The 16,314-nt window shown below is 60.3% G+C and carries 18 protein-coding genes; 17 read left to right on the forward strand and 1 reads right to left on the reverse strand.

The window, feature by feature from the left end; translation table 11 throughout:
* The first annotated feature begins 2 nt into the window (after window positions 1-2).
* The 16 genes from ACN0SW_RS10185 (at window position 3) to ureG (ending at window position 14,368) form a co-directional block, all read left to right on the forward strand.
* A complete protein-coding gene (locus ACN0SW_RS10185; protein ID WP_417727816.1) occupies window positions 3-1,106 on the forward strand; it encodes an ABC transporter ATP-binding protein in 1,104 nt (367 codons plus the stop codon).
* Window positions 1,106-1,963, forward strand: coding sequence for an ABC transporter permease (locus ACN0SW_RS10190; protein ID WP_417727867.1), 858 nt, complete (start codon window positions 1,106-1,108; stop codon window positions 1,961-1,963). Before ACN0SW_RS10185 ends, ACN0SW_RS10190 begins: the two co-directional genes overlap by 1 nt.
* Window position 1,964: 1 nt before the next feature.
* Complete coding sequence (locus tag ACN0SW_RS10195; RefSeq protein WP_417727817.1) at window positions 1,965-2,825, forward strand: ABC transporter permease; 861 nt, start codon at window positions 1,965-1,967, stop codon at window positions 2,823-2,825.
* A 323-nt stretch (window positions 2,826-3,148) separates the two neighbouring features.
* Window positions 3,149-4,429, forward strand: a complete 1,281-nt coding sequence (gene urtA, locus ACN0SW_RS10200; protein ID WP_417727818.1) for an urea ABC transporter substrate-binding protein — start codon at window positions 3,149-3,151, stop codon at window positions 4,427-4,429.
* Window positions 4,430-4,496: 67 nt separating this feature from the next.
* On the forward strand, window positions 4,497-6,470 hold the full coding sequence (gene urtB / locus ACN0SW_RS10205) for an urea ABC transporter permease subunit UrtB (protein WP_417727819.1): 1,974 nt from the start codon (window positions 4,497-4,499) through the stop codon (window positions 6,468-6,470).
* 3 nt (window positions 6,471-6,473) lie between these two features.
* The gene (gene urtC, locus ACN0SW_RS10210; protein ID WP_417727820.1) at window positions 6,474-7,658 is read left to right on the forward strand and encodes an urea ABC transporter permease subunit UrtC; all 1,185 of its coding nucleotides are present in this window, start codon (window positions 6,474-6,476) and stop codon (window positions 7,656-7,658) included.
* Window positions 7,655-8,395, forward strand: a complete 741-nt coding sequence (gene urtD, locus ACN0SW_RS10215; protein WP_417727821.1) for an urea ABC transporter ATP-binding protein UrtD — start codon at window positions 7,655-7,657, stop codon at window positions 8,393-8,395. Before urtC ends, urtD begins: the two co-directional genes overlap by 4 nt.
* 3 nt (window positions 8,396-8,398) lie before the next feature.
* Window positions 8,399-9,094 (forward strand): urea ABC transporter ATP-binding subunit UrtE, encoded by a 696-nt coding sequence (urtE, locus tag ACN0SW_RS10220; protein ID WP_417727822.1) that lies wholly within the window; start codon window positions 8,399-8,401, stop codon window positions 9,092-9,094.
* Window positions 9,095-9,223: 129 nt separating this feature from the next.
* The gene (locus ACN0SW_RS10225) at window positions 9,224-10,036 is read left to right on the forward strand and encodes an urease accessory protein UreD (protein WP_417727823.1); all 813 of its coding nucleotides are present in this window, start codon (window positions 9,224-9,226) and stop codon (window positions 10,034-10,036) included.
* 12 nt (window positions 10,037-10,048) lie between these two features.
* Complete coding sequence (locus ACN0SW_RS10230) at window positions 10,049-10,351, forward strand: urease subunit gamma (RefSeq protein WP_417727824.1); 303 nt, start codon at window positions 10,049-10,051, stop codon at window positions 10,349-10,351.
* A gap of 12 nt (window positions 10,352-10,363) precedes the next feature.
* On the forward strand, window positions 10,364-10,522 hold the full coding sequence (locus tag ACN0SW_RS10235; protein ID WP_417727825.1) for a hypothetical protein: 159 nt from the start codon (window positions 10,364-10,366) through the stop codon (window positions 10,520-10,522).
* Window positions 10,519-10,824, forward strand: coding sequence for an urease subunit beta (locus ACN0SW_RS10240; RefSeq protein ID WP_417727826.1), 306 nt, complete (start codon window positions 10,519-10,521; stop codon window positions 10,822-10,824). The genes ACN0SW_RS10235 and ACN0SW_RS10240 overlap by 4 nt, the downstream gene beginning before the upstream one ends.
* Window positions 10,825-10,890: 66 nt before the next feature.
* Window positions 10,891-12,600: an urease subunit alpha gene (ureC, locus tag ACN0SW_RS10245; RefSeq protein WP_417727827.1), complete on the forward strand. Its 1,710-nt coding sequence runs from the start codon at window positions 10,891-10,893 to the stop codon at window positions 12,598-12,600.
* Window positions 12,601-12,609: 9 nt separating this feature from the next.
* A complete protein-coding gene (locus tag ACN0SW_RS10250; protein ID WP_417727828.1) occupies window positions 12,610-13,077 on the forward strand; it encodes an urease accessory protein UreE in 468 nt (155 codons plus the stop codon).
* A gap of 2 nt (window positions 13,078-13,079) precedes the next feature.
* Window positions 13,080-13,709 (forward strand): urease accessory protein UreF, encoded by a 630-nt coding sequence (locus ACN0SW_RS10255; RefSeq protein ID WP_417727868.1) that lies wholly within the window; start codon window positions 13,080-13,082, stop codon window positions 13,707-13,709.
* Entirely contained in the window at window positions 13,706-14,368 is a 663-nt protein-coding gene (gene ureG / locus ACN0SW_RS10260; protein ID WP_417727829.1) for an urease accessory protein UreG, read from the forward strand. The genes ACN0SW_RS10255 and ureG overlap by 4 nt, the downstream gene beginning before the upstream one ends.
* Here ureG and ACN0SW_RS10265 read toward each other — a convergent pair.
* Window positions 14,365-15,186 (reverse strand): TetR/AcrR family transcriptional regulator, encoded by an 822-nt coding sequence (locus tag ACN0SW_RS10265; protein WP_417727830.1) that lies wholly within the window; start codon window positions 15,184-15,186, stop codon window positions 14,365-14,367. The genes ureG and ACN0SW_RS10265 overlap by 4 nt on opposite strands.
* On the opposite strand from ACN0SW_RS10265, the gene ACN0SW_RS10270 reads away from it, so the two are divergent.
* Complete coding sequence (locus ACN0SW_RS10270; protein WP_417727831.1) at window positions 15,178-16,302, forward strand: efflux RND transporter periplasmic adaptor subunit; 1,125 nt, start codon at window positions 15,178-15,180, stop codon at window positions 16,300-16,302. The two genes, ACN0SW_RS10265 and ACN0SW_RS10270, sit on opposite strands and share 9 nt — an antisense overlap.
* Window positions 16,303-16,314 lie beyond the last annotated feature (12 nt).

The following is a 16,314-nucleotide window of genomic DNA, read 5'->3' on the forward strand; positions in this document are numbered from 1 at the left end:
ACGTGGACAGTATTTCTTCGGCCGATCTTGAATGCCGCAACCTGATCAAGCGGTTTGGCAGCTTCACGGCAGTGGACGATGTGTCCTTCGCAATCCCCAAGGGATCGTTTTTTTCCATCCTCGGCCCGTCGGGCTGTGGCAAGACCACATTGCTGCGAATGATGGCAGGGTTCGCACAGCCCGATATGGGCGATATTCTGATCAAGGGTGCATCGGTTCTGAATACCCCGCCAAACCGCCGACCGGTGAACCTTGTGTTTCAGCATCTGGCGCTCTTTCCGATGATGACGGTGGCGGAGAATATCGCCTATGGCCTGCGCCGTCGCGGTACGCCACGCGCGGCGATCTCAAAGGCGGTGTCGGATGTGCTGAGTAGGGTTGGGCTACCAGATGCCGGACCAAAGCAGATTGATCAACTGTCGGGCGGCCAGAAGCAACGGATCGCAATCGCGCGAGCGATGGTGCTCGATCCTGCAGTGCTGTTGTTGGATGAGCCACTGGGCGCGCTGGACCTCAAACTGCGTGAGCATATGAAGATCGAGCTGAAGCAATTGCAGCACGAATTCGGGACAACCTTTGTCTATATCACCCATGACCAATCCGAGGCGATGATGATGTCGGACCGGGTGGCCGTGATGAATGCCGGACGGTTCGAACAGGTCGGCACGCCGGAAGAGTTGTATTTCCGACCGCAGACCGCTTTTGTTGCCGGGTTCGTGGGCGATGCCAACCGGCTGCGGGCAAAGGTGATCGCGGCGGATGGTGCCGGATGCAAACTGACCACGGACCGAGGGCTAACGTTGGTGGCGGGTCCACCACGCGCAGGAAGCGCCGCGGCGGGCGAGCTGGTTGACGTATTTATCCGACCCGAGTCAATCGCAGTGGGGGCTGGCGCGCAAGACAGCACCAACCGGCTGGAGGCGGTGGTCGAAGATGTGCTCTTTAATGGGGCGCAGAGCCGCATTCTGGCGCGCTTGCCCGGAGGAGATGTAATCGAGGCGCTGTTGCCACAATCAGGAGAGGCAGAACCGTTGCGGCGCGGGGCTCAGGTGTCACTCGGGCTTGGGCCGGGGGCGGTCGTGTCCTTTGCGGCGGCGGTGGCATGATGCGGGAAGGCAAGCTGGTGTTCTGGTTGCTCTTCGCGCCCTTTGCGGCGTGGATCGCGCTGTTGATCGTGATCCCGCATATCGACATGCTGATCCTTTCGTTGCGTGAAAAGGTGGCGCCGCGAGTCTATGAAACCGGATTTCGGAACTACGGTGATTTTCTGGCCTCTTGGGTTTATCCGTGGACCCTGTTCCGCACGGTGGTTTTCTCTGTGATTGCGACCGTCCTGACCTTTCTCATCGGGTTTCCGGTAGCCTATTACATTGCCAAGATCGCGCGTGGTCGCACCAAGGCGGCGCTTTTCATGCTATGTCTCTTGCCGTTCTGGGTGTCAGAGATCGTGCGGGTCTTTGGCTGGATGTTGCTGCTCAGGGAAACCGGCTTGATTTCCAATGCGCTACAGGGTTTGGGGATCATCTCGGGGCCAGTGGAGTTTCTTTATAATGATGCGGCCATTTTGATCGGGTTGGTCTATACCTCGATGTTGTTCATGATCGTGCCGCTGATTTCGACCATCGACGGGATGGACGATGCGCTGATCGAGGCGGGCTATGATCTGGGCGGCAACGGTTGGAACGTGCTGACGCGAATCGTCATTCCCTATGCCATGCCGGGGATCATTGCAGGCTCGATTGTGGTTTTCATGCTGGCGCTTGGCAATTATCTGACGCCGACCTTGCTCGGGGGCAAGAGCGGGCAATGGTTCACCGCGCAGATCTATTCGCAATTCATCACGCGGTTTAATTGGGAGTTGGGTTCGGCCTTTGGCTTTATCCTGTTGGCCACGTCAAGCGTGATTGTCTGGCTTTTGCTGCGGCTGTCCGGACAGTCGCTCTCCAACACTTTGGGGCGCTAAGATGCTGGCGTCGCTCCCTCGTCCACCACTGCTGCGGTTTGCCTATGCGGCCTATGTGGCGCTGTTCTTTGTCTATATGGCGATGCCGCTGGCCGTGGTGGCGGTATTTGCCTTCAATGACAGCCAGTTTCCAGGCTTGCCGTGGGAGGGGTTCACGCTCGACTGGTTTATCGGGGCGGAGCAGCCCCGGCTTGGCTTGATCAATGACCGGCGTATCGTCGCGGGCTTTTTCAACTCGGCTTTCGTGGCATTTTGGGTAACGCTCTTGTCGCTGAGTGTCGCAACCACAACGGCCTTTCTGTTTGACCGCCATGATTTCCGATTCAAGGAATTCGCCTATCTGATGATGCTGGCCCCGCTGGTCGTTCCGGGGGTGATCTTGGGGATTTCGATCCTCGTGTTTTCCTCGACACTGGCGGAAGCGGTGAACACCATAACAGGTTTGGAAATCGGGGCGTTGCGACCGGGGCTGTTTCTGGTCATCCTCGGGCAATTCTCGTTCATCACGACGATCGCAACACTGGTGATTGCGGCGCGTCTGCGCCGTTTTGACCGCACGCTGGAAGAGGCGGCGCTGAACCTTGGGGCGAGTCCGGCAATCGTGTTTGGCACCATCACCCTGCCGTGGTTGCGCCCCGCGCTGTTTGGCGCAGGCATCATATCGTTTCTCATCTCCTTCGAGAATTTCAACACCACGTTGATTCTGAACGGATCGAATGCACCGTTGACCGTGACGATGTTCGACCGGATGCGCGAAGGCTCTACCCCGGTGCTCAATGCCGTTTCGGTGACGTTGATGGTGGGGTCAGGACTGCTTGGCCTTTTGGCCATCCTTGTGCAGGGCCGAGGGCAAAAACCCTGACATAAGCTATGCCGCAATGCGGCATAGCTTTCTGCAAACGCAAATAAATTATGCGTCCTGCCGGAAATCCGCCCAAAAAGCGGCAATCTTGGTCAGTGGACAGCATTGGCGCACGGTGTTGCTAGAGCAATTGGCGCCGAGCCTGTTTGCTTCTTCATGCCCGAAATGGCTCATAACCTCACGCAGTGGCAGCGGTTCAGGTGGATCGCTCATCCCTGTGGAGAGGTGCAACCTGAATGCTGCGTCGCCAAAATGACGGTGGGGGACCCGAAATTGAACAACGCCACGACGCGCGCAGCCCGGACATGGGAGTTCCGAACGAAATGACAAAAACTACATTTATGGCGAGCCTTGCAGCGACCACTTTTCTTGCGACAGCACCTGCGCTGGCTCAGGATTGCCCTGTCAAGGTGGGTGTGCTGCATTCGCTGTCTGGCACGATGGCGATTTCCGAGACGACGCTCAAGGACACGGTCCTGATGCTGGTCGAGCAGCAGAATGCCAAAGGCGGGCTGTTGGGATGCGAAATTGAAGCGGTTGTGGTCGATCCGGCCTCTGATTGGCCGCTCTTTGCCGAAAAGGCGCGCGAGCTGCTGACCGTGAACGAGGTCGACGTGATCTTTGGCTCATGGACCAGCGTGAGCCGAAAATCGGCACTGCCGGTGCTGGAGGAACTCAACGGGTTGATGTTCTATCCGGTGCAGTATGAGGGTGAGGAGTCCTCGAAAAATGTGTTCTACACTGGTGCCGCGCCCAATCAGCAGGCGATCCCGGCAGTGGATTATTTCCTAGAAGAGTTGGGGGTCGAGAGCTTTGCCCTTTTGGGGACCGACTATGTCTATCCCCGCACCACCAACAACATTCTTGATGCCTATCTGAAATCCAAGGGGGTCGCGGAGAGCGACATCTTTGTCAACTACACCCCGTTCGGGCATTCAGACTGGGCGACGATCGTGGCTGATGTGGTTGCGTTGGGCGCGGGCGGCAAGAAGGTGGGGGTGATTTCCACCATCAATGGTGACGCCAACATCGGGTTCTATAAGGAACTGGCCGCCGCAGGCGTCAGCGCGGATGACATTCCCGTCGTCGCGTTTTCGGTGGGTGAAGAGGAACTGTCAGGTCTCGATACCACTGAACTGGTCGGGCATCTCGCGGCGTGGAACTATTTCCAATCCGCTGATACCGAGATCAACGCCGAATTCGTCAAGGCATGGAAGGCCTATGCCGGTGAGAACCGCGTGACCAATGATCCGATGGAGGCACATTACATCGGCTTCAACATGTGGGTGAACGCGGTAACGGCGGCAGGCACCACCGATGTGGATGCGGTTCGCGCGGCAATGTGGGGGCAGGAATATCCCAACCTGACAGGCGGCACCGCCGTCATGCTGCCCAACCATCACCTGACCAAGCCGGTGCTGATCGGAGAGATTCGCGCCGATGGGCAGTTCGACATTATCAGCCAGACCTCAGAAGTGCCGGGCGATGCCTGGACCGATTATCTGCCTGCGAGTGCGCCGCTCAAGAGCGACTGGAAGGATCTGGGGTGTGGGATGTACAACACCGAGACCGAGACCTGCGTGCAGATGACCTCGAACTACTGATGCAGACCGGGTGCGTGCGTGGGGAAGCCCGCGCGCGCCCTTACCCCTGATCAAGGCCTTCATTCAGATGCGTTTCATTCCTTCCTTCGCCCGGCTTGGGGCGACAATGCTGATCCTTGCAATTCTTGCGCTTCTGCGGCCCGGTGGGGCACTGGCGCAAGAGGCGCTGCAACCGCTGTTGCAAGAGTATCAGGCCGAGATTGCCAAGCCGTCGCGCAGTACGGTTGATGGCGTATTGGCCGCTCTTTTGGCTGCTGATCTTCCCGGGACAGCCGAATTTTTGCTGCGTTGGCAGGATCGCGGAGTCTATGAGCGTACCGAAGACGGCTTGTTTTTCTTTGCCGAAGAGGCGGGTAACGGCCTGCGCTTGATTGACTTGGATAGCGGAGCGGCGGTGGCCGATGTGACCAGCCGTGAAGTGAACCAGATCCGGCCCAATTCAGGGGTCCGCAGTGTGATTGCAGCGGCGCTTGTGCCCTACGAGTTGAACGCGCCCGCACCTGAACGTCGGGCGGCTGCGTTGGATGCCATTGCCCGCAGTTCTGAGGCAAGCCAAATCGCGCCGCTCAGAAAATCCATCGAAACTGAGAGCGATCCGGGACTAAAGCAACGCAAGGAGCGGCTCTTGACGTTGCTCACCGCGCAATTCGCGACGGCACTGCCGTATCGGTTGGCTGCGATAGAGGGATTGGCGGGTGATACCAGCATTGAGGCGCGCAGCGTGCTCAACCAGTTGACGGCGCGCGTGCCGGGGGTTGGGATGGTCGCGCCAGAGGGGGCAAACATCGCCCGCGTGCTGGAGGTCGGCGTGGATATATCCACGGTCGAGGCCTATGATCGGCTGGTGGCTGCCAAGCTTGCCCCGCCTCGTCAGAGCGCAACAGATCGTCGTGACGTGCTGGCGCAACATATCGTCGATGGGGCGGTGGGCGGTGTACCCCTGCATCAGCTGAACACGGATGCCGCCCGCACCCGTGCCTATGAGGTGCTGGAGGCGGCGGGCACCGTGCCGCCCCGCGCTGCCGAGGATGAGGTCGCGCGCGCCGTGGCCACGCATGTTTTCTACGAGGTGTACAGCGAGCCCACCTCTGAGGTGACAACCGCCGCCGAGGCGGCGCTGGCCGCGACCTCGCGCGCGCTTGGCCTCTATCAGACACTCGATCTAGTGCTGGACGGGCTGTCGCTGGCGTCGATCTTCTTTCTCGCGGCCATTGGTCTTGCCATCACCTTTGGTGTGATGGGGGTGATCAACATGGCGCATGGCGAGTTCATCATGATGGGGGCTTATACCGGCTATGTGGTGCAGCTTTTTATCCCTGATTACACCATCAGCCTGATCATCGCTCTGCCGCTGGCCTTTGTGGTGACCTTCGGTGCGGGCGTGGCGATGGAGCGGCTGGTGATCCGGCATCTCTATACCCGGCCCTTGGAAACGCTGCTCGCAACCTTTGGCATCTCGATCGCGTTGCAACAACTCGCCAAGAATATTTTTGGTACGCAGGCGCGGCCCCTTACGGCACCCGATTGGCTGAGCGGGGCGCTGACGCTGAACGATATCGTGAGCATCAGTAATATCCGGGTGGCGATTTTCGTCCTTGCCCTGATCTTTCTGGCACTGCTGCTTTTCATCCTCAAACGCACGCGATTGGGGCTAGAGGTGCGGGCCGTCACGCAAAACCCCGGCATGGCGGCCAGTATGGGCATCGACCCGGACCGCATCAACATGCTGACCTTTGGTCTGGGCTCTGGCATCGCGGGGATCGCGGGTGTGGCCATTGGCCTCTATGCACAGGTCACGTCAGAGATGGGGGCAAATTATATCGTCCAGAGCTTCATGACCGTTGTTGTGGGCGGCGTCGGCAATGTCTGGGGCACGCTGGCGGGCGCCTCGATGATCGGTTTTCTGCAAAAGGGGATTGAATGGTTCAACCCCTCCAACACGCTGGCGGCGCAGACCTATATGGTGCTTTTCGTCATTCTCTTCATTCAATTCCGGCCCAAGGGCATCGTCGCCCTCAAGGGCCGCGCAGCGGGGGACTGAGCCATGAGCACACCCGATATTGCTCCGCGCAAGCGGTTTCTGGCGGAAAACCCGTCGGTGCTTTGGTTTCTTGGTTGTCTCGCCCTCTTCACCCTTGGTGTGACGGTTCTGGCGGAGGGGTTCGGGCTTGCGCTCTTTTCAACCTCGACGGTCAAAATTCTTGGCATGACGCTTTGCCTGTGCCTGATTGCGGTCGCGATGGATGTGGTCTGGGGCTATTGCGGTATCCTCAGCCTCGGGCATTTCGCCTTCTTTGGTCTGGGGGGATACGCCATCGGCATGTGGCTGATGTATGCCCGCACCCAAGGAATCGTGATCGGCTCGCTCTCTGGTGCGCCGATTCCGCCCACCCAAGGCGAGATCGAGAACGCCATCGCCAAGCAAATTTTCGGCGTGGTGGGCAGCAATGAATTGCCCATGCTCTGGGGGTTTGCCCATAGTCTGACGCTGCAACTGATACTGGTGGTGCTGGTGCCGGGTCTTTTGGCGCTGGTGTTTGGCTGGTTGGCATTTCGCAGCCGGGTGACCGGGGTTTACCTGTCCATTCTGACGCAGGCGATGACATTGGCACTGTCGCTCTACCTGTTTCAGAATGACACCGGGTTGCGCGGCAACAATGGCCTCTCGGGGTTGCAGAACATTCCCGGCCTTGATCATTTGCCGCAATCCACCCTGTCGCTGTGGTTCTTCTGGGCCTCGGCGCTGGCACTGGGTCTTGGCTATCTCTTGTTCGCGTGGTTGGTGTCGGGCAAGTTCGGATCGGTCACCCGCGCCATTCGCGACAACGAGGCGCGGGTGCGGTTTCTGGGCTATGATGTTGAGAGTTACAAGCTGGTGATCTTCACCTTGACGGCAGTGGTCTCGGCCATCGCGGGTGCGCTCTATTACCCGCAGGCGGGGATTATCAACCCGGCTGAAATTGCACCGATTGCATCCATTTACCTTGCGGTTTGGGTGGCTATCGGTGGGCGTGGGCGGCTCTATGGCGCGGTGATTGGCGCGGCGGTGGTGTCGCTCGCGTCGAGCTGGTTTACCGGTGGCGGCGCGCCCAATATCAATCTCGGGTTCTATACGATCAACTGGACCGATTGGTGGCTGGTGCTGCTGGGGCTCGGCTTCGTCGCCGTAACACTGTTCTTTCCGCGCGGCATCGGCGGCCTCTTTGACATGATCGTGAGGAAACCATGACCACGCTTCTCGAAGTCTCGGGCGTTTCTGTAACCTTTGATGGGTTCCGGGCCATCAACAATCTTTCGATCCAGATTGCAGAGCCGGAATTGCGCGCCGTCATCGGCCCAAATGGCGCGGGCAAGACGACCTTTATGGACATCGTCACCGGCAAGACGCGGCCCGATGAAGGCCGGGTGATCTGGGGTGAAAAAAACGTCTCGCTTTTGGGTATGACCGAAAGCCAAATCGCGCGGGCAGGCATCGGGCGCAAGTTTCAGAAGCCGACGGTGTTTGAGGCGCAGACCGTACGCGAGAATCTCGGCATGGCGCTCAAGAACAAGCGCGGGCCATTCGATGTGTTGTTCCACCGCCGTTCAAGCCGCGGTGCTGCCCGAATTGCAGAACTGGCTGAGGAAATCGGCTTGCTGGATGCGCTGCCGCGCCGCGCCGGGGAATTGAGCCATGGGCAAAAGCAATGGCTGGAGATCGGCATGCTCTTGGCGCAGGATCCGCGTCTCTTGTTGGTGGATGAACCCGCCGCTGGCATGACCCCGACCGAGCGCGAGCATACGACGGATATTCTCAAACGTGCGGCGCAAACCCGCGCCGTGGTGGTGATCGAGCATGACATGGAATTCATCCGCCGTCTGGGCTGCAAGGTGACGGTGCTGCACGAAGGCGCGGTGCTGGCCGAAGGCAGTTTGGATCATGTGACACGGAACCAGCAGGTGATTGATGTCTATCTGGGGAGATGAGAGATGCTGAACGTCGAGAGCCTGACGCTGCATTACGGTGCGTCGCAAATCCTGCACGGCGTCAGCCTGACGGCGCGACCGGGGGCTGTGACGGCGGTGATGGGCACCAACGGGGTGGGCAAGACCAGCCTGTTGAAGGCCATCGCCGGGCGGCATCCCTATTCGGGCGGGCGGATCGCGCTGGACGGCGTGGTTTTGGATCATCTGAGCGCGGCGCAGGCGGCGCGCGCTGGCATCGGATATGTACCGCAGGGGCGTGAGGTGTTTCCGCTCCTGACCGTGACCGAGAATCTCGAAACAGGCTTTGCCTGTCTGCCGAAATCCGAGCATGTGATTCCGCCGCGTATTTATGACCTCTTCCCGGTGCTGGCGCAGATGAAGGACCGGCGTGGCGGCGATCTGTCGGGCGGGCAGCAACAACAGTTGGCGATTGCGCGGGCGCTAATTGCGCGCCCCCGCGTGCTGCTCTTGGATGAACCGACCGAGGGCATCCAGCCCAATATCATCACGCAGATCGGCGAGGTGATTGGCCTGCTGCGCGACGAGGGGGACATCGCCATCGTGCTGGTCGAGCAGTATTTCGATTTCGCCTATGGGCTGGCGGATGAACTGGTGGTGTTGAACCGGGGTGAGGTGCGGCTGTCCGAACCTGCTGCAATGGTGGCGCGCGAACGGCTCTTGCGTGAAGTGTCTATTTGATGGGCGCACTGCGGTAAAATTAGGCAGATATGTGTGGCGCGGCGATCTGAAGTCGGGCTGGTGCACCGGGCCACTGGCGGGCCCTGACACAACAGCTAGCCTATGGTTTGTCACAAACCGGAATCATATATGACCGCCTGTCCTGTCCCCCAGCATCAGCGTAGCCATGGCACAGCGCATGTCGGCCTCTTGCGTGGCCCTGTGGGTGCGCGGCTCGACCGGCTGCATCAGGCGGGATCGGCCAAGGCGTTCGTGCATCCCGGCACCTCTGGTCCCGAGGTGGTGTTTCTCAATACCTCTGGCGGGTTGGCGGGGGGCGATACGCTAGCCTATCGCCTTGATCTTGCGGACAGGTGTCGGGCCACGGCCACCACGCAAACGGCCGAGCGCGCCTATTGCAGCACGGGCGGTGCGGCGCATGTCTCGGTGCGGCATGTGGTTGGCTCTGGCGCTCATCTGGATTGGCTGCCGCAGGAAACCATTCTCTTTGACGCAAGCCACCTGACCCGTGATACCGCGATTGATCTGGCGGAAGGGGCCTCCTGCCTGATGCTGGAGTCAGTGGTGCTGGGGCGGGCGGCCATGGGTGAGACGCTGGCAGAGGTCGCGCTGTGTGATACCCGCCGGATCAATCGGGCGGGCCGGCCGGTTCTGATTGAACCGCTGCATCTGACGTCTCAAGGCCTGAGCGCTGGCCCCGCTGTCCTGAACGGCGCACGTGCCTTTGCCACGCTGGCCTTGGTGGCACAGGGGGCAGAGGATAGCGTGGGTCGGGTTCGCGCGCTATTGGATGAGCCGGGTGTGACGGGCGGTGCCTCAGGTTTTGACGGCAAGCTGATGATCCGCTTGATCGCCGCCGATGGCTGGCCGCTCAGACGTCAAATAATACGGCTGTTGGGTATCTTGCGCCCCGGCCCCTTGCCCCGCGTCTGGCAACCCTAGGAGAGACACGCGATGAACCTCACCCCCCGCGAAAAGGACAAGCTACTGATCAGCCTCGCCGCGATGGTAGCGCGCGGCAGGCTTGCACGCGGCGTCAAGCTCAACCATCCCGAGGCGGTGGCGCTGATTACCGATTTCGTGGTCGAGGGCGCACGCGATGGACGTTCCGTGGCCGATCTGATGGAGGCAGGTGCGCATGTGATCACCGCCGGGCAATGCATGACGGGCATCCCCGAGATGATTCATGCCGTACAGGTCGAGGCGACATTTCCTGATGGTACCAAGCTGGTGACCGTCCACACCCCAATTCGCTGAAAGGATCCGATCATGCGTTATCCTGTGGCCTTTTTTCTGCTTACGCCGACGCTGGCGCTTGCCCATTCAGGACCGCATTTGCACCCGCATGGAATTGGCGCGATGTGGCTTGCTGGTGTGGGTGTGATCGCGGTGGCGGGTGGGTTCCTGCTCGGGCGGAGGCGGAAATGATCCCCGGCGAGGTTTTCCCCGCTCCGGGGGATATCATCCTGAACGCCGATGCGCCGGTGACCGTTCTGATGGTCGCCAATACCGGCGACCGACCCGTGCAGGTGGGCAGCCATTACCACTTTGCCGAAGCCAATAGTGGGCTCTCGTTTGACCGCGATGCGGCGCGGGGTCAGCGTTTGGATATTCCTGCTGGCACCGCCGTCCGCTTTGAGCCGGGGCAGACCCGTGAGGTGCGGCTGATTCCTTACGGGGGCGCGCGGCGGGTATTCGGGTTCAATGGGCAGGTGATGGGGGATTTGTGATGCAAGGGATTGGTACAAAGCGCCCCTTGCCTGGCAGCGCGCCCGACGCGAAGGGAGACCTCTGAGATGCCATATTCCATCCCCCGCGCGGCCTATGCCGCCATGTATGGCCCCACAACCGGCGACCGGTTGCGCCTTGGAGATACCGATCTGATCATCGAGGTGGAACGGGATTTGACCACTTACGGCGAAGAGGTGAAATTCGGTGGCGGCAAGGTGATCCGCGACGGGATGGGGCAGGCGCAGACGCCCCGCGCAGGTGGGGCGATGGACACGGTCATCACCAATGCGCTGATCCTTGACCATTCCGGCATCTACAAAGCCGATGTGGGGCTGCGCGACGGTCTGATTGCTGCGATTGGCAAGGCTGGCAATCCCGATACGCAATCCGGTGTCGATATCATCATCGGGCCGGGGACAGAGATCATTGCCGGAGAGGGCCGCATCCTCACCCCCGGCGGGTTTGATGCGCATATCCATTTCATCTGCCCACAGCAGATTGAGGACGCGCTGCATTCGGGCATCACTACCATGCTGGGCGGCGGCACTGGTCCCGCGCATGGCACGCTCGCCACCACCTGCACGCCGGGGGCTTGGCATATCGGGCGGATGCTGCAATCGCTGGATGCCTTTCCAATGAACTTCGGTATCTCGTGCAAGGGAAATGCGAGCCAGCCTGCCGCGCTGACCGAAATGGTCCGTGCGGGGGCCTGCGCCATGAAATTGCATGAGGATTGGGGCACCACGCCCGCCGCCATCGACTGTTGTCTCAGCGTCGCTGACGATATGGACGTTCAGGTGATGATCCATACGGATACGCTCAACGAGAGTGGATTTGTGGAAAATACCCTTGCGGCGATGAAGGGCCGCACGATCCATGCCTTTCACACCGAAGGCGCGGGAGGCGGACACGCACCGGACATCATGAAGGTTGTGGGATATGAGCACATCCTGCCGTCCTCGACCAACCCGACGATGCCCTACACGGTCAACACCATCGAAGAGCATCTCGACATGCTGATGGTCTGTCACCACCTCGACAAGACGATCCCCGAGGATGTGGCCTTTGCAGAGAGCCGCATCCGGCGCGAAACCATCGCCGCCGAAGATATCCTGCACGACATGGGCGCGTTTTCGGTCATGGCGTCCGATAGTCAGGCGATGGGGCGCGTGGGCGAGGTGATCATTCGCACCTGGCAGACTGCCGATAAGATGCGCAAGCAGCGCGGGCGACTGACTGAGGAGACCGGCGATAACGACAATATGCGGGTGAAACGTTATATCGCGAAATACACCATAAACCCCGCGATCGTGCACGGGATGAGCGCCCATATCGGCAGCGTTGCCTCCGGCAAGCGCGCCGATCTGGTGCTGTGGGACCCGGCATTTTTTGGGGCCAAGCCTGAGATGGTGTTGATGGGGGGGACCATTGTGTTGGCGCAGATGGGCGATCCCAATGCCTCCATACCCACACCACAGCCGGTCTACTCACGACCGATGTTCGGAGCTTATGGACGGTCGGTCGAGCGCTCAAGCGTGATTTTTGTGAGTGCTGCGGCGCAGGCCGACGGGATTGGCGCGGCACTGGGGCTGGCGAAATCTACGTTCGCGGTGTCGAATACACGCAGCATTGGCAAGCGCGACATGATCCACAACAGTCTGACGCCAGTGGTCGAGGTGCATCCCGAAACCTATGAGGTGCGCGCCAATGGTGAGGTTCTGACCTGCGAACCGGCGCGCGAATTGCCTTTGGCGCAGCGATATTTTTTGTTCTGAGGGATGATGATGACCAAGTTGCCCACGTCCCGCCATCTCTTGCATAGCCCGCCCGAGGCTGTGGCTGATATCGTCGTGCTGGACTATGATGCGCGGCTGATGCGGCGCAGGCGGTTGGTCGGCAGGGGTGGGTTGGAGTTTCTGGTCGATCTGGCAGAGGTCACGAACCTCGACGATCACTGGGGGTTTGCTCTCGACGATGGTCGTGCCGTAGGGGTGGAGGCGGCCCCTGAGAATCTGGTAGAGGTGCGCGGAGACCTTACGCGCTTGGCTTGGCATATTGGCAATCGGCATACGCCCTGCGAGATTTTGACGGATCACCTGCGCGTTCGCCATGATCATGTGATCGAGGCGATGCTGGTGCAATTGGGTGCAGAAGTGCGGCGCGTCACCGGCCCGTTCCATCCCGAAGGTGGGGCTTATGGCAAGGGGCGCACCATGGGGCATGATCACGGCCCGCATGATCATCACGCCTGATGCTGACGCCTGCGCATTTCACGCTCATTCAATGGCTCTCGCCCGCGTTTCCCACAGGGGCGTTTGCCTATTCGCATGGGCTGGAGCGCGAGATTGCGGCGGGGGTTGTTCACGACGCAACTAGCCTAGAGGTCTGGCTGAGCAATATCCTGCGATTTGGAGCGGGCTGGCAGGATGCGGTTCTGCTGGCCCATGCGCTGGAGGGCGACTGCGCTGTGCTGGATGATCTGGCGCGCGCGCTGCAACTCTGTGCCGAACGGTTGCAAGAAAGCCGCGAACAGGGCGCTGCGTTTGCGCGGGCCGTGGCGGGGATCACCGGGCGCGCACTGTCGGCACGCCTGCTGCCGGTCGCAGTGGGTGAGGCGGCAAGGGTATTGAACCTGTCCACATCGGACGTTGTTGGTCTTTATTTGCAGGGCTTTGCCGGAAATCTTGTGACGATTGCAGTTCGTAATGTGCCGTTGGGGCAAACCGAAGGGCAAGGGGTTCTGGCGCGAGTTTTGCCGATCACTCGCGCGCTGGCCCACCGGGCCGCAAAGGCAACGCTTGATGATATCGGCACCTGTGCGCTTGCTGGTGATATGGCGGCTTTGCAGCATGAGACCCAAGATGTGAGGATATTCCGGACATGAGCCAAACAGGCATGAATGGTCCACTGCGGGTGGGCATTGGTGGCCCGGTGGGTGCGGGCAAAACGACGCTGACCGAGGGCTTGGCGCGGGCGCTGGCACCGTGCTGTTCCATGGCGGTGATTACCAATGACATCTACACCCGCGAGGATGCCGAAGCTTTGACGCGCGCGCAGGTGCTGCCTGCGGACCGCATCCGTGGCGTCGAAACCGGCGGCTGTCCGCATACCGCGATCCGCGAGGATGCTTCGATCAATCTGGCGGCCGTGGCGGACCTGAATAGCGCCTTTCCCGATCTCGACCTCATCTTGATCGAATCGGGCGGCGACAATCTGGCCGCCACCTTCAGCCCGGAACTGGCGGATCTGACGATCTATGTGATCGATACCGCTGCCGGACAGGATATTCCGCGCAAACGGGGGCCGGGGTTGACGAAATCCGACTTTCTTGTGGTGAATAAGACCGATCTGGCGCCACATGTGGGCGTCGATCTTGCGCGTCTTGACGCAGACACGCGACAGGCACGAGGGGTAAAGCCGTACGTCCTTGGGCAATTGCGCAAGGGGGTGGGCATTGAGGCTGTCATTGATTTCATTGTGCAGGAGGGTGGGCTGCAGTTGCAGGCGTTTGACGCTGCGGGGGCCTTGAAAGGCGGTGCTTAAGTATCCAGTGCGCAGGTGGAGACCCCGTTGAGAAAGACCTTGATCGCAAGATGTCGCCGCGCGGCAAAGGCATCCGGGGTGGCCAGACGCGCGGGATCGAGCAGAGATTCTATCGGCCAAGGTCGTACCATATCCAGCAGTAGCGCTGCTGCGCTTGGGATGTGCTCTAGGGTGATTTCACCGCGCGCAACGCCGCGTTCAAGTTCTTGGGCCAAAATTCGCAAATCGCGGTTCAGCAACCGTTCGACCACATCGAGCCCAATTTCAGGGGTGGTGGGAACCTGAGACATGAATGTGCGCAAAATTTCGAGTGGCAGACCATATCCCTGATGCCGGGCATTCTGTGATAAAACGCGATCGAGCCGCGCAGCGATCGGCAAGTCTGTGTCGGATGCCGATAAGGGGCGAATGAACTGATCTGTGACCTTGTCGAGGTAACACCGCAAGAGCGCGGTCCGGCTGGGAAATGCCTCGTATAATGTGCGTTTGGACATGCCTGCGCGCAATGCGATGGCCTGCATCGTGGCTGCGTCGAGTCCGGTTTCGGCATGGACCGCCTCAAGTGCGGCGAAAATCGCCTCGCGCCGCGCGTCACAGGTGAGAGCAATAGGGCGCCCGCGCCTTATCTTTTCATATGTCGCACCGTTTTGCGTGCTATCGCGCATTTTATATGTCTCAATTTCGCACAGACGTTGTGCGGGCTTAATTGCGATCTTGCCATTTCCGGGATTGTCATATTTACAAAACCCAAGCGTTTTATAAATCAGCCGATGTAACTTTGCCACGGCTTTATCGTGAAAGGGCTTCTGATGGCTCATCTTCCCAGAATACTCCTCTCGCTCGCTGTCTGTGCCGGTATTTGGCCTGTGCTTGCGGAGGCACAGCAGGGGCAGGGACCTACCCCCGTCACCGTAGTGACCCTACAGCCGCAGGATGTGACGTTGACGTCGCTCCTGCCGGGGCGTGTGGCGGCGTCGGCAGAGGCCGAGGTTCGCCCACAGGTCAACGGGATCATCACTGAGCGCCTGTTTGAAGAGGGCGCGGATGTGGCAGAGGGCGATCCTCTCTATCAGATTGACATGGCGACCTATGAAGCGGCGGTGCGGCAGGCGCAGGCCAGCGTGGCGCAGGCAGAGGCACAGCTGCGCGCGGCGGAGCGCGAGGCACAGCGTCTTGTGGAACTGCAGTTGCGCAATGTGGCCAGCGAGCAGGCGCTGGATGAGGCAACGTCGACCCGTGATGCTGTGGCGGCCGGGCTGGAACTGGCGAAAGCGCAGCTCAATTCAGCCGAGATCGAGCTGTCGCGCACCACCATCCGGGCGCGGTTGTCGGGGCGCATCGGGCTCTCGCTGACGTCACAGGGCGCGCTTGTGACCGCAAGTCAGGCGCAGCCCTTGACTGTGATCCGCAACATCAATCCTGTCTATGTCGATGTGACGCAATCGGCTGCTGACCTTTTGCGTTGGCGACGCGGTGAGACGGCGCGTGACCTTGAGGGGGCGGATTCTACGGTTCGACTCAAGCTGGCGGATGGCTCGGATTACAGCGAGACCGGGCAACTCAAGGCGGCGGAACCGAATGTGAACCCTCAGACCGGCGTCGTGACGCTGCGGATGCAATTCGACAATCCTGATCTGCTGCTGTTGCCGGGGATGTATGTGCAGGTAGAAGTGCCTGTCGAGGTGGTCGAGGCGGTCTTCCTCGTTCCGCAAGAGGGCGTGGTCCGCGACCGACGCGGTCGGCCCTTGGCCTGGGTGGTCAATGCTGAGGGCATGATCGAGGAACGCGCCATTAATGTCATTCAGGATCGCGGCAATGCTTGGGTGGTGGACGAGGGTTTGAACGCTGGGGACCGTATCGTTGTGGCGGGATTTCAGAAAACCGCACCGGGGGCGCCCGTCGCGCCCGAAGAACGCAGCGACGCGCTGCAATAGGTATCGGGCAGA

The organism is Roseovarius sp., assembly GCF_048262375.1.
In the GTDB taxonomy this organism is placed as follows: domain Bacteria; phylum Pseudomonadota; class Alphaproteobacteria; order Rhodobacterales; family Rhodobacteraceae; genus Roseovarius.

What these genes read in the sequence shown, in the direction of transcription:
- ACN0SW_RS10195 (WP_417727817.1), top strand. Translation starts at nt 1,965, where the DNA reads ATGCTGGCGTCGCTCCCTCGTCCACCACTGCTGCGGTTTGCCTATGCG.
- ACN0SW_RS10265 (WP_417727830.1), bottom strand. Translation starts at nt 15,186, where the DNA reads ATGAGCCATCAGAAGCCCTTTCACGATAAAGCCGTGGCAAAGTTACAT.
- ACN0SW_RS10230 (WP_417727824.1), top strand. Translation starts at nt 10,049, where the DNA reads ATGAACCTCACCCCCCGCGAAAAGGACAAGCTACTGATCAGCCTCGCC.
- ACN0SW_RS10270 (WP_417727831.1), top strand. Translation starts at nt 15,178, where the DNA reads ATGGCTCATCTTCCCAGAATACTCCTCTCGCTCGCTGTCTGTGCCGGT.
- urtD (WP_417727821.1), top strand. Translation starts at nt 7,655, where the DNA reads ATGACCACGCTTCTCGAAGTCTCGGGCGTTTCTGTAACCTTTGATGGG.
- urtA (WP_417727818.1), top strand. Translation starts at nt 3,149, where the DNA reads ATGACAAAAACTACATTTATGGCGAGCCTTGCAGCGACCACTTTTCTT.
- ACN0SW_RS10250 (WP_417727828.1), top strand. Translation starts at nt 12,610, where the DNA reads ATGACCAAGTTGCCCACGTCCCGCCATCTCTTGCATAGCCCGCCCGAG.
- urtE (WP_417727822.1), top strand. Translation starts at nt 8,399, where the DNA reads ATGCTGAACGTCGAGAGCCTGACGCTGCATTACGGTGCGTCGCAAATC.
- urtC (WP_417727820.1), top strand. Translation starts at nt 6,474, where the DNA reads ATGAGCACACCCGATATTGCTCCGCGCAAGCGGTTTCTGGCGGAAAAC.
- ACN0SW_RS10190 (WP_417727867.1), top strand. Translation starts at nt 1,106, where the DNA reads ATGCGGGAAGGCAAGCTGGTGTTCTGGTTGCTCTTCGCGCCCTTTGCG.
- ACN0SW_RS10235 (WP_417727825.1), top strand. Translation starts at nt 10,364, where the DNA reads ATGCGTTATCCTGTGGCCTTTTTTCTGCTTACGCCGACGCTGGCGCTT.
- ureC (WP_417727827.1), top strand. Translation starts at nt 10,891, where the DNA reads ATGCCATATTCCATCCCCCGCGCGGCCTATGCCGCCATGTATGGCCCC.
- ureG (WP_417727829.1), top strand. Translation starts at nt 13,706, where the DNA reads ATGAGCCAAACAGGCATGAATGGTCCACTGCGGGTGGGCATTGGTGGC.
- urtB (WP_417727819.1), top strand. Translation starts at nt 4,497, where the DNA reads ATGCGTTTCATTCCTTCCTTCGCCCGGCTTGGGGCGACAATGCTGATC.
- ACN0SW_RS10240 (WP_417727826.1), top strand. Translation starts at nt 10,519, where the DNA reads ATGATCCCCGGCGAGGTTTTCCCCGCTCCGGGGGATATCATCCTGAAC.
- ACN0SW_RS10225 (WP_417727823.1), top strand. Translation starts at nt 9,224, where the DNA reads ATGACCGCCTGTCCTGTCCCCCAGCATCAGCGTAGCCATGGCACAGCG.